Below are 24,928 nucleotides of genomic sequence, written 5' to 3'. Positions count from 1 at the left end.
GGGCCGGCCGGGTCCGCGCGTCCTGGTCGGATCAGCCGGCGTTCAGCCGACGATGCCCATGACGTCCGATTCCTTCATGATCAGGAGGTCCTGACCGTCGATCTTGACCTCGGTGCCGGACCACTTGCCGAACAGCACCTTGTCGCCGGCCTTCACGTCGAGCGGGACCAGCTTGCCCGCCTCGTCGCGCGCGCCGGGGCCGACCGCGACCACTTCGCCCTGGGAGGGCTTTTCCTTCGCGGTGTCGGGGATGATGATGCCGCCGGCGGTCTTCTCTTCCGCGTCGAGGCGCTTCACCACGATACGATCATGCAGGGGGCGGAACTTCAGCTTGGCCATTGATGGCTCCTCGGGTCATCCTGTCACGCGCCGCCTGGGCGCTCGGGTGCACGTCTAGCACTCTTCCAGAGCGAGTGCCAAAAGCGCAGCGGAGATAGGCAGGCCGCGAAAGGGAGTCAAGCCGCGCGAGGCGTCGAATTCCGGCGGCGGGCGCGAAAATATCTAGCCCGGAAAGGCGGCATGAAAAAACCCGGCCCGCAGCGCGGACCGGGCTTGGCGCGGCGAGGCCGCGCGGAAGGGACGGAAGCGGGGCGGAACGCCCTCAGGCCGCCGACTTCTTGATGGTCTTCTCGACCGAAGCCTTGATCGGCTCGGCGGTGTCGGTCGCCACCTTCTGGGCGATGGACGAGAGTTCCTTCGCCTGCGCCGACATCACGTCGAACTGCTTGCGCATGTGACCGGTCGAAAGCTCGACCGCCTCGGACACGCTCTTGGCACCGAGCAGCGCGCCCATGTAGTCGAAGGCCGCGTTCACGTTGGTGCGCAGCGATTCCAGCGCCAGCGTGTTGTATTCGGTCACGCCCTTGGAGGCGGTGGTGTAGGTGTCCTCGAGGAGGTCGGTGGTCTCCTCGGCGCTGTTCTTCAGCTTCTCATAGGTCTCGCGCGCGCTCTGCACGCTCTTCTCGGCCATCTCGCGCATGACCGCGGGGACCTCGAGCGACGCCATGTCGATCTTCGGAAGCTCGAATTTGGCGAACGCGGCCTCGAAAGAGGGCGGGGCCGCCTTCGCGCTCTTCTTGGGGGCAGGCGTGACGGGAGTAGCCTCAGCCATTTCTTCTCTCCTCATCGCGGTGACAACCAGGAAGGTCGCGATCGTTCCCGCGTCGACGATCGCACCTTGCGCGTGGAAGACGCGACACCCGATGATGAGCGGGGGTCCTTCCTGACGTCGCACTCCCTAATTGTGCATTGCAATATCATATTGCAATGCACAATCAACCCCGGATGACTGATTTTTCTGCAAGGCCGCCCCGGTACGGCCCATTTGCAGGGCGCCCGGCCCTCTTTTCTCGGCCCTGCTTGTTGGGCCTTACTTCTTCGGCTTGGCGCCGGGCGTGCCCATCGCGGCCGCCGAGGCGCCGTGCTCGCCGAGCACCTTGGCCTGCTCGGTCAGGCGCGCAGCCTGCTCGCGCACGAAGTCGGCCTGCAGGCGCGGCCAGTCGTCGAAGCTCTGCGCCCTGGCGATGCGTGCCGCGAAGTCGAAGGCGGCGGCGATGTTCGCCTCGGCGAAATCGAGCGTCGTGCGGCCGATCTCGCGCACGTTCTCATGCGCAGCATCGACCTGCCGGCCGGCGTCGTCCAGCGCCTTGTGCGCTGCATCGATGACGCCGTCGATCGCCACGCGGGCCTGGTCGACGCCCTGCTCGGCGAATGTGCGCAGTTCCTCGGGAATTTCCGGTTTCAGATCACTGGCCATGGTGACACCTCCGCTCTCGACGCCCAATCGTACAATCAGCCGTTCGGCGCTTTCTATTCGCGTAGGCGCCTACGACCAAAGTATAATGCTTCTGACAGGACGCAACGATAATCGCCGCGTGACGGGTGGCATTGGTTGCCTGCGGTTAACCGGCTTCAGTCGCCACCGGTTAACCTGAAACTGCGAACCCGGCGTGACGCAGCGCCCCCGGCGTGGCGCGGGAGCACCGCCGCCATTAAAGTAACTCGGGTGCCGGGTGTAAGGAACACGGCGGCAGGCGTTCTGGTGGGCATGAGTATTCCTACGGACGGTCGACATAGCGGGCAGTCCCAGGCGGACAGCGAACTGCGCAGGCGCGCCGAGGCTTCCCTCGGCGGCGCGGGCGCGGCCGTGCTGTTGCGCGCGGATGGCTCGGCGCTCGCCGCCAATGTCGGCGGACGGACTCTGCTCGGCGCCGCGGGCAGTGCCGAGGCGCTCGCCGCCGCCGCGCTCCGGCTGCTGCCGACGCTGCGCGCGGACCGCCCCGCGCGGCTGGAGCGGCTGCGCCTTCCCGGCCGTCTCACCCCGGCGGTATTCGCCTGCTCGCTCGTCGCCGCCGGTTCGGCGCGGGCGGTGCTCATGGTCACCGGCGACGTCGCCGGCATGCCCGAGCCTTCCGCCGAGCCCGCCGCGCCGGACGTCTTCGCGGCGCCCCAGCCATTCGCGCCGACGCCTCCGGCCGCCGGGCCGGCTTCCCTCCCCGCCTCCGCCACGGCCGCGGCGGCGCCTTCCTTCACGGCGCCCGCCGGCAGCGGCACGGGCGCGGCCCTGCCGCAGCGCTTCACCTGGCGCACCGGCCTCGACGCCCGCCTCAGCCATGTCGACCCGCGCCTCGCGGACGCGCTCGGCTGGTCGGCCGAGAGCCTCGGCGGGCATGACTGGCAGACGCTCGGCGCGCCCGGCGCCCACCGCGCGGTGCTGGACGGGCTGAGCTTCAACCATCTGCCGGTGCTGGTGCCAACCGCGCGCGGCGACGCGCTCGACATCGAGCTCGGCGGCGCGCCGATCCGCGGCGAGGGCATGCGCGGCTTCGGCGTCGTGCGCGGCCGCCGCGCCGCGCCGCAGCCCCAGACGCGTGCTGCGCCGCCCGCACCTCCGGCGTTCACGCCTGCGCCCATCGCGCCCGCTCCCTTCGTGCCCCCGGCCGAGCCCACCCCGCCCCCGGCGGCGGAGCTGACTCCGTTCGCGCCGCAGCCGCCCGTGACGCCCCAGGCACCGCTGCCGCCGCCGCAGACCCAGTCGCCGCCGCCTGCGCCCCCGGTCGTGCCGCCGGCCGAGCCAGCTTCGCCGGAGGCGCCGCCCGCCGCCGCCCCGCCATCGCCTGCGCCTCCCAGCGCGCCGAACGTGGTGCAGCTTCACGGCGAGCCCCAGCCCGCGACCCCTTCGCCGACCCCGCCGGCGGCCGTGCCGCCGTCCGGCTCCCGGCCGGAGAGCATCCGCGCCTCGTGGGAAGGGCTGTCGACCGGCGAGCGCAACGCCTTCCGCGAGATCGCGCGCGCGCTCGGCGCAAGGCTCGAGGGCGAGGAGGACGCGCCCGACTTCCTCAGCGGGGAGAGCGGCGCATCCGGCGCGTCCGCAGCCGAACCCGCCGCGCCCGAACCTTCCGTGCCCGGAGAGCCCAAGGCCTCGCCCTTCGCCCGCACGCCCGCGAGCCAGATCACGCCAAGCCAGATCCCGGCCAACGACGTCACCTCCCCGCCCGCCACGCCGGCGGGGCCCGAGGGCCTTCGCCGCGTGCTGGCGGATGGCGAGCGCCCGGTGCTCGACCGGCTGCCGCTCGCCATGCTCGCCTTCCGCGGCGATCGCCTGCTCTATGCCAACCGCGCCCTGCTCGACTGGACCGGCCATGCCGATCTCGCGGCGCTGGAAGCGGCGGGCGGCCTCGCCGGCCTGTTCGGCCACGCGCTCGAGCCGGCCGACACCGGCGCCGCGCGCACCGGCGCGCTCACCCTGCTCACCGTCCATGGCGAGCCGATCCCGGTCGAGGCGCGGCTCATCTCCGCGCCGTGGGAAGGCGGGACGGCGATGCTCTACGTGCTGCACCGGGTCGAGGCGGTCGCCGACGAGCGCCTGCGCCAGGCCGAGCTGGCGCTGCGCGAGGCCGAGACCTCCGAGCGTGAGCTGCGCGCCATCCTCGACACCGCGACCGACGGCGTGGTGCTGATCGACACCGCCGGCGCCATCCTGTCGATGAACCATCCCGCCGAGGCGCTGTTCGGCTTCGAGGCCGGCGAGGTGCAGGGCGAGAACTTCACCATGCTGTTCGCGCCGGAGAGCCGGCAGGCGGCGGTCGACTATCTCGACGGCCTCGCCTCCAACGGCGTGGCGAGCGTGCTCAATGACGGGCGCGAGGTGATCGGCCGGGTGCGCGAGGGCGGGCTGATCCCGCTGTTCATGACGGTCGGGCGGATCGGCGAGGACCCGTCGAAGTTCTGCGCCGTGCTGCGCGACATCACCCAGTGGAAGCGCGCCGAGGAGGAGCTCACCGAGGCCAAGCAGCTCGCCGAGCGCGCCAACCTCGCCAAGTCCGATTTCCTCGCCAAGATCAGCCACGAGATCCGCACCCCCCTCAACGCCATCATCGGCTTCTCGGAAGTGATGATGGAGGAGCGCTTCGGGCCGATCGACAACCAGCGCTACCGCGACTATCTGCGCGACATCCACGCCTCGGGCGGGCACCTCATCTCGCTCATCAACGACCTGCTCGACCTGTCGAAGATCGAGGCCGGCAAGCTCGACCTCTCCTTCACCAGCGTGCCGCTCAACGAGATCGTGCAGCAGTGCATGGGCATCATGCAGCCGCAGGCCAATCGCGAGCGCATCATCATCCGCTCCTCGCTCGCCGCCGACCTGCCGCAGGTGGTGGCGGATGCGCGCTCGATCCGGCAGATCGTGCTCAACCTGGTGTCGAACTCGATCAAGTTCACCCGCCCCGGCGGGCAGGTGATCCTCTCCACCGCGCTGACCGAGAACGGCGAGGTGGTGCTGCGCGTGCGCGACACCGGCATCGGCATGTCGGAGGCGGACGTGTCGATCGCGATGGAGCCGTTCCGCCAGCTCGCCACTTCGGGCCGCTCGGGCTCGGGCGGCACCGGGCTCGGCCTGCCGCTGACCAAGGCGCTGGCGGAAGCCAACCGCGCCAGCTTCAACATCCGCAGCGCGGTGGATGTCGGCACCATCGTCGAGATCACCTTCCCCTCGACCCGGGTACTGGCGTCGTAGCGCTGCCCGGCGCTCGCGTCAGGGGTTCGCCGAGCCGGAGACGCCCAGCGGGTCCAGCGTGTTCAGCTTGTCGCCGAACAGCGCCCGCGCCGCGCCCGAGCGGCGGATCAGCAACTGCGCGTCGGGCAGCACCACAGGCCGCTCCCAGTCGCCCCGCACGATGAAGGGCAATTCGAACGAAGCCACCTGCGTGCCCGCTTCCTTCGAGCCCATCAGCGTCGCCTCCCCGCTCAGGTCGAGGTCGCGCCGGGCGATCGAGCATTTACCGTTCATCGCGATCCGCAGCCGCGAGCTCTCGACCTCGAACTTCGCCAGCCGCGCGATGCCGCCGGCAATGGTCGCCGACAGCTCGATGCTGTCGAACGGCGTGCGCCCGCCCCTCAGGTCGCCCATGCCCGACAGCGGGCGCTTCGCCAGCCGGTCGAGGATGCGCCCGACATCCATGCCGACCAGCGCGCCGTGTGTGCCCGAGAGCGTGAAGTCGCCGTCGAGCCCGGTGACGATCTGGGCGATGCTTTCGCCCGCGCCGCCGGCGGTGAGGTGGAAGCTGCCCTTACCCTCCAGCCGCTGCGAGCGGAAGATGTCGCCGAACGCCTTCGCGAAGGCGACGTCGTCGCCGGCGAGGTCGACCCGCGCATCCGCGCCGGCGCCGTTCGGCCCGGGTGCGACATGGATCGCGGCGCGGAAGATGCCGTCCCAGGCCTCGGCCTCGCCGATCGCCAGCGAAAGCTTGCCGTTCTTCAGCACCGCGCTCGCGGCCATGCGGCGGAACTGCGAGTTGCCCGCGCGCACCCGCGTCGCCGAGAGCCGCAGGTCGAGGTCGAGCCGCGCGAGGCGGGACAGGTCGAGCGGGTCGTCGCTCCAGGTGCCGTCGTCGGAATCGAAGATGGTGAGCTGACCGTAGGGCGTCAGGTCGACCGATTCGCTCGCCAGCGAGCCCTGCACGATGCTGCGCCCGTCCTCCAGCCGCAGGTTGAAGCCGCCCTCGCTGACATTACCGTCGAGCTCGAGCCGCGCACTGGACAGCGCCGCGCCCTGGTCCGACATCAGCGCCTGCCCGCGCAGCGCGAACGCGCCGAAGCCCTGCTCGGTCGGCGCGTCGAGGCCGAGCCATTCCAGCGTGTCGCGAAGCTTGCGCGAGGACATGGCGAGCTGGCCCTCGGCCACCGGGCCGCCGGCGAGCTTCACCGAACCGTCGAAGGAGAATTCGGCCGGCGGGCCGGAGGCGGAGAGCCGCAGGCCGGCCCCGCCGCCGGCGACGAGGCGGGCGACGTCGGACAGGGCGAAGTCGACGTCGAGCGGCTCGCCGCGCCAGGTGAGCTTGCCCTTGAGCGCGACCTCCTTCATCCCCTGCCAGGCGAGGCGGACGTCGGCGCGCGGGATCACCACCTCGCTGACATTGCCGTGGCGCACGAGGAGCTGGCCGTCGGTGACGCGGATGTCGGCGTCGAGCCGGCTGGTGCCAAGGCCCGCCACCAGGGCGGAGAAACCGTCGAGACTGGCCTCGCTGCCGACGATGCTCAGTTCGGGCGAGGCGAGCTCGATATGGTCGGCGCGCGCCTGCCCGGTCAGCAGCGGCAGCAGGTGCAGCACGACCCGCAGGCGCGGCACCATCAGCCGGGAGTCGCCGTCCTCGTCGTCCACCGTGAGATCCTCGGCGGTGATCGCCGGCCAGGGCAGCACCGAGAAGCCGACCGGCCCCTCGATGCGCGGCTCCCGGCCGGTCGCCGCGCGCACCGCGGCCACCGCCTCGGCGCGCAGCCGCGCGTCGGAGGCGAGCTTGGGTGCGAAGGCTGCCGCAGCGAGCACCAGCACCACGGGCAGCAGCAGGATCGGAACGAGTTTCTTCATAAAGCGATCGGTGGCGTCCCCTGTTCATGCGCGTACAGCACCCGGACGCAGGCACGCAAGCGCGGAGGCACGCCTCGGTGGGAAATGCCAGCCGGCGGACGGCGCAACATCTTGTGTCTCTGTGTCTGTTTGATGGCCTGACAGACGCCGAGGCGGGCGCTATGAATCCGCTGGCGCCAAGCGGCCCGGCGACGCAGAACGCGCCGGCCGACCTGAACACGGAGGAAATCGATGAGTGCGGCGAGTGATGAACCCCTCTGGAAACCGAGCCCGGAGAGGATCGCCCGCAGCGCGGTTACCGCCCTCGTCCGCACCGTCAATGCGCGCCACGGCACGGCGCTGACCGGCTTCCGTGATCTCCACGCCTGGTCGGTCGCCCATCCCGGCACGTTCTGGGAGGAGGTGTGGGATCTGGGCGACATCATCGGCGAGCGCGGCGCGAGCGCGCTGGTCGACGCCGAGGCGATGCCCGGCGCCCGCTTCTTCCCCGAGGCGCGGCTCAACTACGCCGAGAACCTGCTGCGCCCGCGCGGGCGGGACGAGGTGGCGCTGGTCTTCCGCGGCGAGGACAAGGTCGAACGGCAGGTGAGCTTCGGCGAGCTGTGCGACCTCGTCTCGCGCCTGCAGCAGGGGCTGCGCGCGGCAGGGGTCGGGGTCGGCGACCGCGTCGCCGCCACCATGCCCAACATGCCCGAGACCATCGCCATCATGCTGGCGACCACCTCGCTCGGCGCGATCTTCTCCTCCTGCTCGCCCGATTTCGGCGAGCGCGGCATCCTCGATCGATTCGGGCAGATCGCGCCCAAGGTCTATTTCGCCTGCGACGGCTACTGGTATTCGGGCAAGCGGGTCGCCATCGGCGACAAGCTGAAGAGCGTGGTGCCGCACCTCGCCGACACCGCCGCGACGGTGATCGTGCCCTATCTCGGCGAGGCCGCGGAGGTCGCCGCCGGCCTGCCGAACGGGGTCGCGCTCGACGCCTTCCTCGCGCCCCATGCCCCGGCCCCGCTGGTCTTCGAGCGGCTGCCCTTCAACCATCCCGCCTTCATCCTGTTCTCCTCCGGCACCACGGGCGTGCCCAAATGCATCGTCCACGGGGCGGGCGGCACGCTGCTGCAGCATGTGAAGGAGCACCGGCTGCATTGCGACCTCGCGCCTGGCGACCGGCTGTTCTACTTCACCACCTGCGGCTGGATGATGTGGAACTGGCTCGTCACCGGCCTCGCCAGCAACCTCACCCTGTGCCTGTTCGACGGCTCGCCCTTCGCGCCCGGCCCCTCGGTGCTGTTCGACTATGCCGAGAAGGAAGGCTTCGCCCTGTTCGGCACCTCGGCGAAATACATCGACTCGCTGCGCAAGGAAGGGCTGAAGCCCGGCGAGACGCACGACCTCTCGAAGCTGAAGGCGCTCACCTCGACCGGCTCGCCGCTGGCGCCGGAGAGCTTCGGCTACGTCTACGAGGCGATCAAGGCCGACCTCCACCTCGCCTCGATCTCGGGCGGCACCGACATCGTCTCCTGCTTCGTGCTCGGCGACCCCACCGCCCCGGTCTACAAGGGCGAGATCCAGGCGCCGGGCCTCGGCATGGCGGTCGAGGTGTGGTCGGACGAGGGTCGGCCGGTGGTCGGCGAGCGGGGTGAGCTGGTCTGCACCAAGCCCTTCCCCTCCATGCCGGTGATGTTCTGGAACGACCCGGATGGAGCCAAGTACCACGCCGCCTATTTCGAACGCTTCGACAATATCTGGTGCCACGGCGACTTCGCCGAATGGACCCATCACGGCGGCATCATCATCCACGGCCGCTCCGACGCCACCCTCAACCCGCAGGGCGTGCGCATCGGCACCGCCGAGATCTACGCCCAGGCCGAGCAGGTGCCGGAGATCGTCGAGGCGCTGGCGATCGGCCAGGAATGGGACAACGACGTGCGGGTGGTACTGTTCGTGCGGCTGAAGCCGGGCGCGGTGCTCGACGCGGAGCTCGAGAAGCGCATCCGCACCCAGATCCGCACCGGCGCCAGCCCGCGTCACGTGCCGGCCAAGATCGTCGCCGTGGCCGACATCCCGCGCACCCGCTCCGGCAAGATCACCGAGCTCGCCGTGCGCGACGTGGTGCACAACCGGCCGGTAAAGAACACCGAGGCGCTGGCCAACCCGGAATCGCTGGAGCTCTACCGCGACCTGCCCGATCTCGCGGTGTGAGGGCGGGAGGGCGCGGCCAGGCTGTCGCGCCCCTACCCCTCGCGCGGGCGGGAGAGCCGCGCGAGCAGGATCACCGGCACCAGGCCGACCAGCACGATGAGCAGGGCGGCGAGCGCGCCATCCTCATAGGTGCCGCGCGCCGCCTCGCCATAGACGTGGCTCGCCAGCGTCTCGAAATTGAGCGGGCGCAGCATCAGCGTCGCCGGCAGCTCCTTCATGCAGTCGACGAACACCAGCAGCGCCGCCGTGCCGAGCGCGGGGCGCAGCAGCGGCAGGTGGATGCGCCGCACCACGCCGGGCGGGCGCTCGCCGAGGCTGCGCGCGGCCATGTCGAGCGTGGTGCCGATCCGCCCGTAGCCCGCCTCCAGCCCGCCGACCGGGATCGCGAGGAAGCGGATGACATAGGCGAGGACCAGCGCCGCGCCGGAGCCGGAGAGCAGCAGGCCGGTCGGCACCCCGGTCAGCCTCGCACTCGTTGAGGACACCCAATTGTCGAAGCCGGCGAGCGGCACCAGCAGGCCCACCGCCAGCACCGTGCCGGGCACCGCGTAGCCCAGGCTCGCGAGCCGCGGCACCAGCCCGCCGCGCAGCGCCCGCACCCGCAGCGCCACGGCGACGATGAGGCCGCAGCCGAGCGCGGCCAGCGTGCCGAGCCCGGCCAGCAGCGCAGTATTGGCCGCCTCCTGCCAGATGCTCGCGGGCACGCCGTGGAACAGCCAGCGCTTCCAGGCGGTGTGCGCGAGGTGCCCGGCCGGCAGCAGGAAGCCGAGCGTCACCGGCACCAGGCAGGCGAGCATCGCCAGCATCCCCTGCCCGCGCCCGAGGAGGCGGCGTGCCGGGGCGTGGGCGCGCGCGCCGATGGCGGCGACGCTGAGATGGCGCCGGCCCCAGCGCTCCACCATCACCAGCGCGAACAGGATCGCCAGCATGAACAGCGCGATCTGCGCCGCGCCGGGCAGGCTGGAGCGGTTCAGCCAGGTGGAATAGATCGACAGGGTGAGCGTCTGCACGCCGAGGAATTCGGAGGCGCCGACATCGTTCACCGTCTCCATCAGCGCCAGCGTCACGCCGACCGCGATGGCGGGCCGGGCCAGCGGCAGGGCGATGCGCAGGAACGTCTCGCCGGCCCCCGCGCCCAGCGTGCGCGCCGCGTCGAGGATCGAGGCGGTCTGCATCAGGAAGGCCGCACGGGCGGCGAGGTAGACATAAGGGTAGAGCACCAGCCCCAGCAGCACGACGCAGCCGGGCAGGTTGCGCACCTCCGGCAGCCACAGGTCGCGCGGGCTCTTCATGCCGAGCAGCGAGCGGATCAGCGTCGGGATCGGCCCGAGCGGGTGCACCGCGTCGACATAGACGAAGGCCTGGATGTAGGTCGGGATGGCGAGCGGCAGCAGCAGCGCCCATTCGAACAGGCCGCGCCCGGGAAAGCGGCAGACCGCGACCAGCCAGGCGGTGCCGGTGCCGATGATTCCGGCCAGCACGCCGACGCCAAGCGCGAGCAGCACGGTCTCAAGCAGCGCGTGCGGCACCACATGGCGCAGCAGATGCGGCCATAGATCGCCCGAGCCCTGGGCGGCCGTCCACACCAGCGCCGCGAGCGGCAGCAGCACGAGGAGCACCACCGCCGCCGACGCCCCGCGCAGCAGGCGCGCGCCCGTCGGCGCGCCTGCGCCCGCGCTCGCCGGCGATCGTGCCGCCACGCTCACGGCCGGCCTGCCGCGCCGCGTGCGCCCGGTCCAAGCATCGCCGGCCGGCGCGTCAATTGTCGAAACCGACCGTGTCGACGAGGTCGGTCGCCGCCTTGCGCGCCTTGGCGATGGCGACGAGGTCGATATCGTCGATCTTCAGCGGGCCGAAGGCGGCAATGATCGGGTCGATCGGCGCCCCCGCCACCACCGGATATTCGAAATTCGACTTGGCATAGAGCTCCTGAGCCTCGTGCGAGACGAGATATTCCAGCAGCTTGACCGCGTTGTCCTTGTTCGGGGCGTTCTTCGCCACCGAAGCGCCCGAGATGTTCACATGGGTGCCGCCGCCCTCGAAGGTGGGCAGCACGACGCGGATCGCCGCCGCCCACTCCTCCTGCTCCGGCCCGCCCTTGCCCGAGCGCATCAGCCCCACATAGTAGGAATTGGCGATGCCGAGGTCGCAGATGCCGGCGAGGATGTCGCGGGCGTTCTCGCGGTCGCCGCCGGCCGGCTTGCGGGCGAGATTGGCCTTCACGCCCTCCAGCCACTTCTGCGCCGCCGCCTCGCCGTGATGGACGATATAGGCCGCGATCAGCGCCGTGTTGTAGGGGTGCTTGCCGGAGCGGATGCACAGCTTGCCGTTCCATTCGGGCGCGGCGAGATCCTCGTAGTGCAGCGCGTCGAGGCTCACCCGGTCCTTGGCGGCATAGGCGACGCGCGCGCGCATGGAGAGCGCGTACCAGCTGCCGTCGGCGCCGCGCAGATTGGCGGGGATCGCCGATTCCAGCACTTCCGAGCGCACCGGCTGGGTGATGCCCTGGTCGACGAGGTCGAGCAGCGCGCCGACATCGACCGTCATCAGCACGTCGGCGGGCGAAGCCGCGCCCTCGGCCTTCACCCGCTCGGCGAGGCCGTCCTTCACGAACACGCTGTTGACGCCGATGCCGGTCTTCTCGGTGAAGGCATCGAACAGCGGCTTGGCGAGGCCGATCTCGCGGGTGGTGTAGACGTTCACCACCTCCTCGGCCCGCGCCCCGGCCGTGGCCAGCGCGAGGCCGGCGGCCAGAAGTCCGCCGAGGGCGAGCCGGCGGGCGGCCCGATGAGGGAGCTTGGCGGTCATGTCGTTCCTCCTGCGCGCGGGCGGCCCGGATGCCGGGGCGGCCCATCGGTATGGCTCGCCTGCCGCGGTAGGTCGAACATGACGCAACGTCAACAAAAAGCTTCGCGAGATCAATAGGTTGGAATTGATCTAAAGACGGCAGGCGCCCGCCGCCGGGCAAAGAAAAAGCCGGTCTCGCGACCGGCTTCCTCGTCTTCGGGTCGGTGCGCGGCGCCTATTCGAAGCCGCCGATATGGTGCTGCGAGTAGAGCTGCAGGCCGAGCCGGGCGATCAGGTCAAGCTGGGTCTCGAGGAAGTCGATATGCCCCTCCTCGTCCGCCATCAGCTCCTTGAACAGGTCGCGGCTGGGATAGTCCTTCACCTCGGCGCAATAGGCCGCGGCTTCCTGGTAGAGCGCGCGCGCCTCGATCTCGGCGGCGAGGTCGCACTCGATCACTTCCTTCACGTCCTGGCCGATGCGCAGCGGGTCGAGCACCTGGAGGTTGGGGAATCCCTCGAGGAACAGGATGCGGTCGACGAACTTGTCGGCGTGCTGCATCTCCTCGATCGATTCGGCGCGCCACTTGGCGGCCATCTTCTTGAAACCCCAATTGTCCAGCATGCGGTAATGCAGCCAGTACTGGTTGATCGCCGTGAGCTCGGACCTCAGGCCGCGGTTGAGATATTCGATGACCTTCGGATCGCCCTTCATGGCCGCGACGTCTCCCTGAATTGATGTGACCGGAGTTTCTTTAGAATAATTCCAAGTATGAGGCAAGCCGAGAACGTCGCCGGCTACGGGTCCGGGCGGGGCCCGCGGCGGCGCGGATTATTCGGCGGGAATCAGGGAAGCGTAGGCGTCGGCGCGGCCATGCGCGTGCGCGGTCTCGTCCGCCTCGGCGCGGCGCCGGGCCGGCTCGCGCACCGCCACATGCTCGTGCTCGTGGGCCGGCGCGGTTGCGCGGGCAGGTTCGTGGGCGCGGGCAGGCTCGTGCGAATGCTCGTGCCCTTGCGAAGGCTCATGCGCGTGCGCCGTCGCATGCGCCGGCCCGTACACATGCTCATGGGCGTGGCCCGCCACCGGGCACTCGCGCACGCAGGCGCCGCAGGCGGTGGCGTTCACGTCGTCGATCAGCTTGCGGATCATGCGCGCGCAGCGCCCGCACTGCGCGCTGCAGCCCAGGCAGCGATAGACCTGGCCGGCCGTGCGTACCGAGGACTGGGTATCGTTCACCGCATCGCGGATCTGACGATCCGAAATCACGTTACAGGAACAAACAATCATCGCGGGGATGGACCAAGTGATCAGCTATTTAGAATTATTCTAAACTCTGCCTTTGTCTTATTTTCTCGCGCTATTCCCGCCGCGCGTCAATCGGGAAAACCCTATCTGGCGATCACGTGACCATATGAACGAGGAAATACCGGAGGTAACTTGTAGTCGTTCCAGACTAGCCGCCGCCATTGATGTCGTTTTCACTTTGCACGGGCACCAGGCTCGGCGTGTCCACCGCCTTGGGGCGGCCGATCGGGTCGCGGCCGAGCCGGGCGAAGAGCAGATGGTCCTGCCATTCGCCGTTGATGCACAGATATTCGCGGCCATAGCCCTCGCGGCGGAAGCCGGTGCCTTCCAGCAGCCGGATCGAGGGCGTGTTGCTGGGCAGGCAAGCCGCCTCGATGCGGCGCAGGCCCAGCGCGCCATGGGCGAAGGGCAGCAGCGTGCGCACCGCCGCACTCATATAGCCCTGCCCCGCGAAGGGGGCGCCCATCCAGTAGCCCAGACTCGCGGTCTGGGTGACGCCGCGCCGCACATTGGAAAGCGACAGCCCGCCCAGCAGCGCCCGATCGCCGGCGCGGAACACCAGGAACGGGTAGGCGCTGTCCTCGCGCACGTCGCGCGCATAGCGCCGGATGCGGCGGCGGAACGAGCCGCGGGTGAGGTCGTAGGTCGGCCACAGCGGTTCCCACGGCGTCAGGAAGTCGCGGCTCGCCTCGCGCAGGCCCGCCCAGGCGGTGAAGTCCGCCATCTGCGGCATCCGCAGCACGACGCCATCGCCCTCGATCAGGGTGGGCGGGTCAGGCCAGGAGACCGTGCGGAACAGCGACATGCGGGTGCGTGGAAACGAGATCAGCCAACCGACAGACGTTCCGCGATGCGGGCGGCGGATTCAAGGGGCTTTCCGGGTCCTAGCGCGGTGAAGGTCGGCCGCCCGCCCGCGATCAGCGCCCGGCCGGCGGCCCGCGCGTCCTCCAGCGTCACCGCCTCGACCTTGGAGACGATCTCCTCGAGCGGAATCGGCCGGCCGAAGGCCAGCATCTGCCGGGCGAGCTGGTCGGCCCGCGCGCCGGAGCTCTCCAGCGCCGCCAGCAGCCCGACCTTGGCCTGCGCCTTGGAGCGGGCGAGCTCCGGCTCGGTCATTTCCTCGACGCTGGCCGCGATCTGGTCGACCACCACGTCGACCAGTTCCCCGACATCCCCGCCATCGGTGCCGGCATAGACGCCGAACAGGCCGGTATCGGCATAGCCCCAGTGGAACGCATAGACCGCGTAGCACAGGCCGCGCGCCTCGCGCACTTCCTGGAACAGGCGCGAGGACATGCCCCCGCCCAGCACGTTGCAGAACACCTGCAGCGCGTGGATGCCGGGGTCCTTGTAGGAGAGCCCCTCCAGCCCGATCAGCAGATGCGCCTGCTCGAGCTCGCGCCCGCCGCCGATCTCGGTGCCGCCCTGGTAGCGGCCGGGCACCGGCTCGGGCTTGTCGCCGGCCGCGAAGCCGCCGAGGCGCTTGGCCGCCTCCTCGACCAGCCGCTCGTGCTCGACCGCGCCGGCGCCGGCCACGATCATCCGCGCCGGCCGGTAGGTGCGGCCCATATAGGTGCGCAGCCGCGCCGCATCGAAGGAGCGCACGCTTCCCGGCGTGCCGAGGATCGAGCGGCCGATCGGCTGGCCGGGGAAGGCCCGCTCCTGGAACAGGTCGAAGACGAGGTCGTCCGGCGTGTCGAGCGCGGCGCCGATCTCCTGCACGATCACATTGTGCTCGCGCTCCAGCTCCTCGGCATCGAAGGCCGGCTCGGCCAGGATGTCGGCCAGCACGTCGAGCGCCAGCGGCACATCCTCGCCCAGCACCCGCGCATTGTAGCTGGTGTGCTCGACGCTGGTGGCGGCGTTGATGTCGCCGCCCACCGCCTCGATCTCCTCGGCGATGTCGCGTGCCGAGCGCCGGCGCGTGCCCTTGAACGCCATGTGCTCGAGAAGGTGCGAGATGCCGTGCTCGTCGGCCTGCTCGTCGCGCGCGCCCACCCCGGCCCAGATGCCGAGCGAGGCGGTCGCCAGATGCTCCATGGCGTCGCTGATGACGGTCACGCCATTGTCGAGCTCGGTGATGCGCGGCGCCTTGGAAAAGATTCCGCTCCGCTGGCCGTTCGTGTCACCGCTCATGCCGCCGGCTCCGCGGCGCGGGCATGGCGGGCGACATAGGCCTCGATGGCGGCGAGGTCGTTGGGCAGGGTCGGCGTGCGCTCCTCGCGCCCCATCAGGTCGGCGAGGTGCGCGGGCAGCGCCGGCCGCTCGCCGCAGGCCCGCTCCACCGCGTCGGGGAACTTGGCGGGATGGGCGGTGGAGAGCACGATCTGCGGCACGTGCGGGTCGTGCGCGATCCGCTCCGCCACCGACACCGCGACCGCCGTGTGCGGGTCGATCAGGTAGCCGCAGTCGCGGCGCACGGCGGCGATGGTCGCCAGCGTCTCGGCCTCGTCGGCGCGGCCGGCATCGAAGTCGGCGCGGATCGCCTCCAGCGCGCGCGCGGGCGGCGAGAAGGCGCCGGACTGGGTGAGCGCGGCCATCAGCCCGCGCAGCGCGCCGGCGTCGCGCTCCAGCGCCTCGAACAGCAGCCGCTCGAAATTGGACGAGACCTGGATGTCCATCGAGGGCGAGGAGGACGGCACCACCCCGGTCACCTCGTAGCGCCCGGTGCCGAGCGTGCGCACCAATATGTCGTTGACGTTGGTGGCGATGGTCAGGCGCGAGACCGGCAGGCCCATGCGCTTGGCGACATACCCCGCCAGCACGTCGCCGAAATTGCCGGTCGGCACCACGAAGGAGACCGGCCGGTGCGGGGCGCCCAGCGCCGCGCCGGCCACGAAGTAATAGACCACTTGCGCCACGATGCGCGCCCAGTTGATCGAGTTGACGCCGGCGAGCTGCAGCCGGTCGCGGAAGGCGTGATGGTTGAACATCGCCTTCACATGGGCCTGGCAGTCGTCGAACGTGCCCTCGACGGCAATGGCGTGGACATTGGCGTCCGGCACCGTCGTCATCTGCCGGCGCTGCACCTCGGAGACCCGCCCGGCCGGATAGAGGATGAACACGTCGGTGCGCGCGCGGCCGCGGAAGGCCTCGATCGCCGCGCTGCCGGTGTCGCCCGAGGTGGCCCCGACGATGGTGGCGCGCTGGTCGCGCTCGGCCAGCACGTGGTCCATCATGCGGCCGAGAAGCTGCATCGCCACATCCTTGAAGGCGAGCGTCGGGCCGTGGAACAGCTCCAGCACGAAGCGGTTCGGCGCGATCTCCACCAGCGGCGTGGTCGAGGGGTGGCGGAAGGAGGCATAGGCCTCCTTGAGCATCGGCTTCAGCACGGCGGGCGGAAAGGAGGCGTCGACGAAGGGCGCGATCACCCGCGCCGCCACCTCGTCATAGGAATGGCCGGCGAGCCGGGCGATCTCTGGCGCCGCGAAGGTTGGGAACAGCTCCGGCACATAGAGCCCGCCATCGCGCGCCAGCCCCGCCAGCAGCGCGTCGGAAAAGGCAAGGGCCGGCGCCTCGCCGCGAGTGGATATGTAGCGCACGCGCGCCTCCGCTAGGGCCCCCCCGGCGGCACCGGCGCGACGCGCGCGGAGCCCGGAACGGCGTATTCACAAGGAGCCGGAGTCTATCCCGCGACGACACGTGCGCGCGACACGCTCCAGGTGCGAATTGCGCGGCAACCTAGTGGCCGGCCCGTTCCGAGGCAAGCGGCGCGGACTTTGAGGGCGTGCGGCGGGCCTGCCGGTCGGCGCCTATTTCACCGCCGGTTACCTGGCCGGCGCCTGCCGCAGCCGCGACCAGGCATAGGCGGCGAACACGCCGAGCAGCGTCGCGGCGAGGCCGAACCAGGTCAGCGCATATTCGAGGTGGCGGTTCGGGAAGGCGACCCGCGTCAGCCCGCCGACCGGCAGCCCGCCCGGATTGGGCGTCGCGTCGGCATCGATCAGGAACGGCGCCACCCGCACCAGCCCCTTGGCGCTGGCGATGGCGACCGGATCGCGGACGAACCAGTCGTCCTTCTGCGGGTCGTTGCCGGGGGTGAACAGCCCGCCCTCCTCCGGCATGCGCATGAGCCCGGTGACGGTGACGAGCCCGTCGCCCCGCCCCTCGGGCCGGCTCGCCGGGTCCTTGCGGGCCATCGGCACGAAGCCGCGATTGACGAGGATGGTGCTGCCGTCGGCCATGGTCAGCGGCGTCACCACCCAGTAGCCGGGCCCACCACTGCCGTCCGGCTCGACGTCGACCAGCGCATAGACCTGCACCTCCAGATCGTGGCGGAAGCGGCCCTGCGCGGTCACGTGGCGGTATTCGTCATGCTCGAAATCGACCGCGTCCCAGTCCGCCTCGTCCGGCACGGGCTGGGCCGGCGCGTGAATGCGCGCCTCCACCTTGACGATCAGGTCTTCTTTCCAGGCAAGGCGCTCAAGCTGCCAGACGCCGAGCCCGACCAGCAGCGCGAAGGCGACCAGCACCGTCAGCCCGGCCGGCAGCAGCCGGCGCAGCGGCGAGCGCTCCCGCCTCCCCGCGCGAGCCCCGGCGGGGTCCGCGCCGCGGTCGTCGCTGCGGTTCCCGGCGTGATTCTGAGCGAGGTTCCCGCCGCGGTTCTCCGCCGGCGCCGGCGCGCTCACGCATCCCCCTCATCGAGGCGGCCCTGCTCGGCCTTCTTCTGGTACTGCAGCGCGATCATGGTTGCCTTCAGCGGCCGCAGCAGGCCCAGCGTGGAAATCAGCACCAGCGGCGTCCACAGCAGCGCGTGCACCCACAGCGGCGGCGCCCAGGTCAGCTCGACCCACAGCGCCAGCCCGACCACCAGCGAGCCGGCGAGCAGGATGATGAACACCACCGGCCCGTCGCCGGAATCGTCGAAGCTGTAGTCGAGCCCGCAATTGTCGCAGGCCGGCGCGACGGTGAGGAAGCCCTTGAAAAGGCGCCCTCGCCCGCAGCGCGGACAGCGGCAGGAGAGGCCGGCGGCATAGGGCGAGACGCCGGTATGGAAGGGCTGAAGATCCATGGCGGGCTTCTACTCCCATTCATGCCCGAGCGGCAATCGGGCCGCGGGCGTTGCGTCCGGGCGGCGGACAGGGCGCCGTGCTCAGGGGCGCGACGGCCGGGCCGGGGCCGCGCCGTCGGCGGCGTTGGCAACGAAAAAGGGGCGGCTTCGCGCCGCCCCTCATTTCCGTTGCCGGTCTCTCAGTGGGGCGCGCCGGCGCTGCCCCACACATAGATGAAGGTGAAGAGGAACAGCCAGACCACGTCGACGAAGTGCCAGTACCAGGCCGCCGCCTCGAAGCCGAAATGTCGGGTCGGCGTGAAGTGGCCGGCGAACAGGCGCCCGAGGCAGACCGCGAGGAAGATCGTGCCGACGATGACGTGGAAGCCGTGGAAGCCGGTCGCCATGAAGAAGGTGGCGCCGTAGATGTTGCCGGAGAAGGCGAATTCGGCGTGGCTGTATTCGAATGCCTGCAGCGAGGAGAACAGCACGCCGAGGCCGACCGTCAGCCACAGGCCCCATTTCGCGCTCTGCCGGTCGCCATGCACCAGCGCGTGGTGCGCCCAGGTCAGCGTCGTGCCCGACGTGAGCAGGATCAGCGTGTTGAGCAGCGGCAGGTGCCAGGGATTGAAGGTCTCGATGCCGGCCGGGGGCCAGTGGCCGCCGGTGAACTCGGCGCGGGTGAAGTTGATCTCCTCGCCGACGAACAGCGCCGCGTCGAAGAAGGCCCAGAACCACGCGACGAAGAACATCACCTCGGAGGCGATGAACAGGATCATCCCGTAGCGCAGATGGAGCTGCACCACCGGCGTGTGCGCGTGCTGGTACTGGCCCTCGCGGATGATGTCCCGCCACCACACGATCATGGTGTAGACCACGCCGAGCAGGCCGGCGATCATCACCAGCATGGTGAGCTGGCCGTGCATCCAGAACACGGCGCCGACGGCCATGACGAAGGCGAAGACCGAGATGACGAAGGGCCACGGGCTCGGGTCGACGAGGTGGTAGTCGTGGTGCTTGGCGTGGGCCTCGGCCATGGGTCGCGCTCTCCGTTCGGTATCTTTTTCTAGCTGGCCCCTGCCGCGACGGCAATGTGGCGTTCTGCCCGCCTCGGGGTGTGCTGCACAGGTGCGTTACGTCTTAAAGCGGTGCCTTGCCGGTCTCGTCCTTGCCCGTCGCGACCGGGGCCGCCTTGGGGAAGAAGGTGTAGGACAGGGTGATGGTCTTGAGCGTGGTCAGCTCCGGGTCCTTGGCCAGCTCCGGGTCGACGAAGAAGATCACCGGCATGTCCTGCGTCTCGCCCGGCTCCAGCGTCTGGTCGGTGAAGCAGAAGCACTGGAGCTTGGAGAAGTAGTAGCCCGACTGCGCCGGCGTGACGTTGTAGGTCGCCCCGGCGGTGATCGCCTTGTCGCTGCGGTTGTGCGCGCGGTAGTAGACCAGCTTGGTCTCGCCGATGCGCACCTGCACCGAGCGCGTCTCCGGCACGAAGTCCCACGGCAGGCCGGGCGAGACGTTCGAATCGAACCGCACCTCGACCATCCGGCCGAGTTCCTCGGTCGGCGCACGCTCCGCCACCCGGGTGGCGCCGCCATAGCCGGTGACCTGGCAGAACACGCGGTAGAGCGGAACCGCCGCATAGGCCGCGCCGACCATGGCGCCGACAAACAAGGCGAGGCTGGCGCCGAGGATCCAGCTATTGCCGCCGGTCGGCCTCGGCCGTGCGCGGCCCGCCGAGTCGCCTTCCGCAGCACTGCCCTCCGCAGGGCTCGCCTGCAGCGCGGCGGGGGTCTCGCTCGCCCGGGTCTCGCTCGCGGGAGCCGCCGCGCGGCCCTCGGTGTTCGGGGTCTCGTCCACCATCACACCCTCACAGCGGCCGGACCAGCACGCCCGGGCCGAGCTTCACGATCGTCACGATGTAGAAGAGCAGGCACAGCCCGCCGAGCACGAGCCCGATGGCGATCGAGCGCGAGCGGCGCCGGCGCTTCTGCTCGTCGGTGAGCACCACGCCCTCGTCCTGCTCCGGTTCCGGGGCCTTGTTCTGGTCCGACATGATCATTCCTTGCGGCGCACATGCTCAGAGCCCGAACCATGCCGGCCCGAACCAGGCCGGCCCGAACGAGGCCGGTACGACCGCTTCGATGAGAAGGACGGCGAAGAGCAGGAAAAGGTAGAGAATCGAGAAGGCGAACAGCCGCTTGGCCGCGGTCTCGGCGGCGACGCCCTCCCGGCGGCGATAGAGCTGGACGGCGAGGGTCAGCATCAGCGCGCCGCTCACGCTGGCGACCACGCCGTAGACGATCCCCGCCATGCCGAGCAGCGCCGGCGACACCGCGAGCGGCACCAGCACCAGCGTGTAGAGCAGGATCTGGCGGCGCGTCTCGGCCGGGCCGGCCACCACCGGCAGCATCGGCACGCCGGCGCGCTCGTAGTCGCCCGACTTGTAGAGCGCCAGTGCCCAGAAATGGGGCGGGGTCCAGAAGAAGATGATCAGGAACAGCAGCACGCTCTCGAGCCCGATCCCGCCCGAGGCGGCGGCCCAGCCGACCATGGGCGGAAAGGCCCCGGCGGCGCCGCCGATGACGATGTTCTGCGGCGTCCAGCGCTTCAGCCACATCGTGTAGACGACGGCGTAGAAGAAGATGGTGAAGGCCAGCAGCGCCGCCGCCAGCTCGTCCACCAGCAGCCCCAGCACCAGCACCGAGCCGATCGCCAGCGTCAGGCCGAAGGCCAGCGCCTCGCTCGGGGCGATGCGGCCGGCCGGCACGGGCCGGCGGCGCGTGCGGGTCATCAGCGCGTCGATGTCGGCGTCCCACCACATGTTGAGCGCGCCCGACGCACCGGCGCCGATGGCGATGCACAGCAGCGCGGTGAAGGCGATCACCGGGTGCACGGAGCCCGGCGCGCGCACGATCCCGACCAGCGCGGTGAAGACGACGAGCGACATCACGCGCGGCTTCAGGAGCGCGACGTAGTCCGCCACCGAGGCGTGGTAGGGGGCCTCGTCCGGGTGCTGCCCGGCATGGGCCAGATCGTATTCGCGCGAGGCGACGTCGCTCATCAACTCACTCCGGCGCCGCGCGGGGCGGCGCTCTCACCTGCCGGGCGGCGCCTGTGCGGCGCCGGCCCGCAGGAGGGCCCTCTGCGGCCCTCCATCCCGTCTTGTCGCCCGCTCCCGCCGCGCACGCTGCGCCGGGAGAGGGGGTGCCGCGTCCGGCGGATCACTTGATCCGCGGCAGGACGTCGAAATGATGGTAGGGCGGCGGCGACGGCAGCGTCCATTCCAGCGTCGTCGCCCCCTCGCCCCACGGATTGGCCCCGGCCGGCACCTTGGCGGCGAACATGCGGTAGACGCCGAACAGGAACACCAGCAGCGCGAAGCCGGAGATGTAGGAACCGATCGAGGAGATGAAGTTCCAGGCGTGGAACGCGTCCGGGTAGTCCGCGTAGCGGCGCGGCATGCCGGCGAGGCCGAGGAAGTGCTGCGGGAAGAACACCAGGTTCACGCCCACGAAGGTCAGCCAGAAATGTATCTTGCCGATGGTCTCGGAGTACATGTAGCCGAACATCTTCGGCGCCCAGTAGTACCAGCCGGCGAAGATCGCGAACACCGCGCCGAGCGACAGCACGTAGTGGAAGTGCGCCACCACGTAATAGGTGTCGTGCAGCGAGCGGTCGATGCCGGCGTTGGAGAGCACCACGCCGGTGACGCCGCCCACCGTGAACAGGAAGATGAAGCCGATCGCCCACAGCATCGGCACGCGGAACGAGATCGACCCGCCCCACATGGTCGCGATCCAGGAGAAGATCTTGATGCCTGTCGGCACCGCGATGATCATCGTCGCGGCCACGAAATAGGCCTGGGTCGAGGAGGACAGGCCCACCGTGTACATGTGGTGCGCCCACACCACGAAGCCGACCACGCCGATCGCCACCATCGCGTAGGCCATGCCGAGATAGCCGAACACCGGCTTCTTCGAGAAGGTCGACACGATGTGCGAGACGATGCCGAAGCCCGGCAGGATCAGGATGTACACTTCGGGGTGGCCGAAGAACCAGAACAGGTGCTGGAACAGGATCGGGTCGCCGCCGCCGGCCGGGTCGAAGAAGGTGGTGCCGAAATTGCGGTCGGTGAGCAGCATGGTGATGGCGCCCGCCAGCACCGGCAGCGACAGCAGCAGCAGGAACGCGGTCACGAGCTGCGACCAGGCGAAGAGCGGCATCTTGTGCAGCGTCATGCCCGGGGCGCGCATGTTCAGGATCGTGGTGATCAGGTTGATCGCGCCGAGGATCGAGGACGCGCCGGCAAGGTGCAGCGAGAGGATCAGCAGGTCCATGGCCGGGCCGGGATGGCCGAGCTTGGACGAGAGCGGGGGATAGATGGTCCAGCCGCCGCCGAAGCCGTTGGAGCCGGCCGCGCCCTCGACGAACAGCGACAGGATCGCCAGCGCGAAGGAGGGCGGCAGCAGCCAGAAGGCGACGTTGTTGATGCGCGGGAAGGCGGTGTCCGGGGCGCCGATCATCAGCGGCACGAAGTAGTTGCCGTAGCCGCCGATCATGGCCGGCATCACCATGAAGAAGATCATGATGAGGCCGTGGCCTGTGGTGAACACGTTGAAGGTCTGCGGATCGGAGAAGATCTGCAGGCCCGGCTCCTGCAGCTCGGCACGGATGCCGATGGACAGGATGCCGCCGACGATCCCCGCCACGATGGCGAAGATCAGGTACATCACGCCGATGTCCTTGTTGTTGGTCGAGTAGACCCAGCGCTTCCAGCCCGTCGGATCGCCTGCGTGAGCGGCTGCGTTTGCCATTGAACCGTCCCTCATTCGTGCGCTTTCACGCACTTCGTATTTCCTGTTGCGCGGAAGCGAGAGCCTCAGCGCGCCGCCGCGGCGGCCGCCATCGGCAGCATCGTGCCCGGCACCATCGTGCCCGGCACGTCGTTACGCGCCACGCGCTCGGGCGCCTGCGTCTCGTTCGAGGCGAACTCCTGCTTGGCCTTCTCGACCCAGGCCGCGAAGTCCGCCTCGCTGACCACCCGGATGGCGATCGGCATGAACGCGTGGTCCTTGCCGCAGAGTTCGGAGCACTGGCCGTAATATACGCCCTCCTTCTCCGCCTGGAACCACGTCTCGTTCAGGCGACCCGGGATGGCGTCGATCTTGATGCCGAAAGACGGCAGGGCGAAGGAGTGGATCACGTCCGCGCCGGTCACCTGGATGCGCACGATCTTGTTGACCGGCACCACCACCTCGTTGTCGACCGCCAGCAGGCGCGGCTGGTCCGGCTTCAGGTCTTCGGTCGGCACCATCAGGCTGTCGAAGCTGAAGTCGCCATTGTCGGGATATTCGTACGACCAGTACCACTGGTGGCCGGTCGCCTTCACCGTCATGTCGGCCTTCGGCAGGTCGAGCTCGAGGAACAGCAGGCGGAAGGAGGGAATCGCGATCGCGACCAGAATCAGCACCGGCACCACCGTCCACGCGACCTCGATCAGCGTGTTGTGGGTGGTACGCGAAGGTACCGGGTTCGCCTTCTCGTTGAACCGGATCATCACGATCACGAGCAGGACGAGCACCAGCAGGACCACGGCGACGATGATCGCCAGAAGGAAGTAGTGGAAGGAGCGGATGCTCTCCATCACCGGCGAGGCGGCGCCCTGCAGGTTGATCTGCCAGGGCGAGGGCTGCCCGGTGCCGGCCAAAGCCGCATCCATGCCCGCAAACGCCAGGACCATCAGGCCGGCCATTGCCCCGACGAAGCCGGCGGCGGTGCGCCCAGCGTTGCGGATCCACGATTTCATCGCGATCGTCACTCCCATCGATTACCTTACCTTCCGGCCGAGGCCCCATGAGAGCGCCTGCCGGACCAGCGGCATTTGACATTCATCAAACACAAAAAGGACACCTGAGCAACGCGCGAGGGGCCCTCTGATCCTGCGACATGACGTCGGGTCCCTGGAACCGTTCCACGCACCCGAAGGGTACTCGAAGGGGTGACTCGCCCCATTCTTGACATCGCGGTAAGGCGTTGTACGGGGTCAATGACGGGGTCGGCTTCCCCGGCGTGGGGCATGATTCGCCTTGTCCCGCGGCGGTGTTTCTTTAGAAGACTCTTCGTGTACATATTGAGGAGACAGCCCATGCGCGGCTTCGCGGCCCTCCGTTCCGTCCTGTTCGCAGCACTTGCCGTCGCGGCCTTCCTCGCCGCGGCGCCGGATGCGCGGGCGCAGGGGGTGGTTCGCTCCGTGCACGGCGACTGGCAGATCCGCTGCGACACTCCGCCCGGGGCGCAGTCCGAGCAGTGCGTGCTGCTGCAGAGCGTGCAGGCGGACGACCGTCCCAATGTCGGACTCACCGTCATCGTGCTGAAGACCGCCGACCAGCAGAGCCGGCTGCTGCGCGTGCTCGCCCCGCTCGGCGTGCTGCTGCCCTCCGGCCTCGGGCTGAAGATCGACAACACAGACATCGGCCGCGCCGGCTTCGTGCGCTGCGTGCCCAATGGCTGCGTCGCCGAGGTGGTGATGGACGACAAGCTGGTCGACCAACTCCGCAACGGCCAGAGCGCGACCTTCATCGTGTTCCAGACACCGGAGGAAGGCATCGGCATCCCGCTCAGCCTGAAGGGCTTCGGCGAGGGATACGACGCGCTTCCCTGAGGCGGCCCGTGAGACCCCCGAGCGGATCACCGCCCGGCGACCCGGCTGACGGCGTCGCCGGCGCTCCCGCAGCTGGCACCGCAGGCGGGCGTCCCTCCCCTGCCGGCGCGCCGCGGGTCAGGC

At 69.8% G+C, this 24,928-nt stretch carries 22 protein-coding genes; 3 read left to right on the top strand and 19 right to left on the bottom strand.

What is annotated here, in order from left to right:
• Positions 1–42: 42 nt before the first annotated feature.
• The 3 genes from groES to NVS83_RS01185 form a co-directional block, all read right to left on the bottom strand.
• The gene (groES, locus tag NVS83_RS01195; RefSeq protein ID WP_258731213.1) at positions 43–339 is read right to left on the bottom strand and encodes a co-chaperone GroES; all 297 of its coding nucleotides are present in this window, start codon (positions 337–339) and stop codon (positions 43–45) included.
• Between the two features lie 262 nt (positions 340–601).
• On the bottom strand, positions 602–1,111 hold the full coding sequence (locus NVS83_RS01190; RefSeq protein ID WP_258731214.1) for a phasin: 510 nt from the start codon (positions 1,109–1,111) through the stop codon (positions 602–604).
• 258 nt (positions 1,112–1,369) lie between these two features.
• The gene (locus tag NVS83_RS01185) at positions 1,370–1,756 is read right to left on the bottom strand and encodes a phasin family protein (RefSeq protein WP_258737686.1); all 387 of its coding nucleotides are present in this window, start codon (positions 1,754–1,756) and stop codon (positions 1,370–1,372) included.
• Between the two features lie 291 nt (positions 1,757–2,047).
• Between NVS83_RS01185 and NVS83_RS01180 the strand changes: the two genes are divergently transcribed.
• Positions 2,048–5,017: a PAS domain-containing sensor histidine kinase gene (locus NVS83_RS01180; protein WP_258737685.1), complete on the top strand. Its 2,970-nt coding sequence runs from the start codon at positions 2,048–2,050 to the stop codon at positions 5,015–5,017.
• Between the two features lie 18 nt (positions 5,018–5,035).
• Here the strand turns inward: NVS83_RS01180 and NVS83_RS01175 are convergent, their stop codons facing one another.
• Complete coding sequence (locus tag NVS83_RS01175) at positions 5,036–6,868, bottom strand: AsmA family protein (RefSeq protein ID WP_258737684.1); 1,833 nt, start codon at positions 6,866–6,868, stop codon at positions 5,036–5,038.
• 231 nt (positions 6,869–7,099) lie between these two features.
• Between NVS83_RS01175 and NVS83_RS01170 the strand changes: the two genes are divergently transcribed.
• A complete protein-coding gene (locus tag NVS83_RS01170; RefSeq protein WP_258737683.1) occupies positions 7,100–9,067 on the top strand; it encodes an acetoacetate--CoA ligase in 1,968 nt (655 codons plus the stop codon).
• Between the two features lie 32 nt (positions 9,068–9,099).
• Here NVS83_RS01170 and NVS83_RS01165 read toward each other — a convergent pair whose 3' ends face one another.
• From NVS83_RS01165 to coxB, 15 genes are all read right to left on the bottom strand, one after another.
• The gene (locus NVS83_RS01165) at positions 9,100–10,767 is read right to left on the bottom strand and encodes an ABC transporter permease (RefSeq protein ID WP_258737682.1); all 1,668 of its coding nucleotides are present in this window, start codon (positions 10,765–10,767) and stop codon (positions 9,100–9,102) included.
• A gap of 58 nt (positions 10,768–10,825) precedes the next feature.
• On the bottom strand, positions 10,826–11,875 hold the full coding sequence (locus NVS83_RS01160; protein ID WP_258737681.1) for a Fe(3+) ABC transporter substrate-binding protein: 1,050 nt from the start codon (positions 11,873–11,875) through the stop codon (positions 10,826–10,828).
• 214 nt (positions 11,876–12,089) lie between these two features.
• Complete coding sequence (gene bfr / locus NVS83_RS01155) at positions 12,090–12,566, bottom strand: bacterioferritin (protein ID WP_258731221.1); 477 nt, start codon at positions 12,564–12,566, stop codon at positions 12,090–12,092.
• Positions 12,567–12,683: 117 nt separating this feature from the next.
• The gene (locus NVS83_RS01150) at positions 12,684–13,139 is read right to left on the bottom strand and encodes a (2Fe-2S)-binding protein (protein ID WP_258737680.1); all 456 of its coding nucleotides are present in this window, start codon (positions 13,137–13,139) and stop codon (positions 12,684–12,686) included.
• Positions 13,140–13,305: 166 nt separating this feature from the next.
• A complete protein-coding gene (locus NVS83_RS01145; protein ID WP_258737679.1) occupies positions 13,306–13,962 on the bottom strand; it encodes a GNAT family N-acetyltransferase in 657 nt (218 codons plus the stop codon).
• Between the two features lie 20 nt (positions 13,963–13,982).
• Complete coding sequence (locus tag NVS83_RS01140) at positions 13,983–15,293, bottom strand: M16 family metallopeptidase (protein ID WP_258737678.1); 1,311 nt, start codon at positions 15,291–15,293, stop codon at positions 13,983–13,985.
• Positions 15,290–16,699, bottom strand: coding sequence for a threonine synthase (thrC, locus tag NVS83_RS01135; RefSeq protein ID WP_258737677.1), 1,410 nt, complete (start codon positions 16,697–16,699; stop codon positions 15,290–15,292). The genes NVS83_RS01140 and thrC overlap by 4 nt, the downstream gene beginning before the upstream one ends.
• Before the next feature lie 225 nt (positions 16,700–16,924).
• Complete coding sequence (locus NVS83_RS01130; protein ID WP_374115014.1) at positions 16,925–17,659, bottom strand: SURF1 family protein; 735 nt, start codon at positions 17,657–17,659, stop codon at positions 16,925–16,927.
• A gap of 122 nt (positions 17,660–17,781) precedes the next feature.
• Positions 17,782–18,168, bottom strand: a complete 387-nt coding sequence (locus tag NVS83_RS01125) for a DUF983 domain-containing protein (RefSeq protein ID WP_258737675.1) — start codon at positions 18,166–18,168, stop codon at positions 17,782–17,784.
• 179 nt (positions 18,169–18,347) lie between these two features.
• Entirely contained in the window at positions 18,348–19,184 is an 837-nt protein-coding gene (locus NVS83_RS01120; protein ID WP_258737674.1) for a cytochrome c oxidase subunit 3, read from the bottom strand.
• Between the two features lie 103 nt (positions 19,185–19,287).
• On the bottom strand, positions 19,288–20,004 hold the full coding sequence (locus NVS83_RS01115; RefSeq protein ID WP_258737673.1) for a cytochrome c oxidase assembly protein: 717 nt from the start codon (positions 20,002–20,004) through the stop codon (positions 19,288–19,290).
• A gap of 7 nt (positions 20,005–20,011) precedes the next feature.
• A complete protein-coding gene (locus NVS83_RS01110; RefSeq protein ID WP_258731229.1) occupies positions 20,012–20,197 on the bottom strand; it encodes a cytochrome c oxidase system small membrane protein in 186 nt (61 codons plus the stop codon).
• Between the two features lie 24 nt (positions 20,198–20,221).
• Entirely contained in the window at positions 20,222–21,205 is a 984-nt protein-coding gene (locus NVS83_RS01105) for a heme o synthase (RefSeq protein WP_258737672.1), read from the bottom strand.
• A 160-nt stretch (positions 21,206–21,365) separates the two neighbouring features.
• Positions 21,366–22,958: a cytochrome c oxidase subunit I gene (gene ctaD / locus NVS83_RS01100; protein WP_258731231.1), complete on the bottom strand. Its 1,593-nt coding sequence runs from the start codon at positions 22,956–22,958 to the stop codon at positions 21,366–21,368.
• Between the two features lie 65 nt (positions 22,959–23,023).
• A complete protein-coding gene (coxB, locus tag NVS83_RS01095; RefSeq protein WP_374115003.1) occupies positions 23,024–23,968 on the bottom strand; it encodes a cytochrome c oxidase subunit II in 945 nt (314 codons plus the stop codon).
• Between the two features lie 321 nt (positions 23,969–24,289).
• Here coxB and NVS83_RS01090 point away from each other — a divergent pair, with 321 nt between their 5' ends.
• Complete coding sequence (locus NVS83_RS01090; protein WP_258731232.1) at positions 24,290–24,805, top strand: invasion associated locus B family protein; 516 nt, start codon at positions 24,290–24,292, stop codon at positions 24,803–24,805.
• The last annotated feature ends 123 nt before the right edge of the window (positions 24,806–24,928 follow it).

Origin of the sequence: Ancylobacter mangrovi (genome assembly GCF_024752335.1) — a bacterium.
GTDB classification, from domain to species: domain Bacteria; phylum Pseudomonadota; class Alphaproteobacteria; order Rhizobiales; family Xanthobacteraceae; genus Ancylobacter; species Ancylobacter mangrovi.
This window is presented reverse-complemented; position numbering and strand designations above follow the sequence as displayed.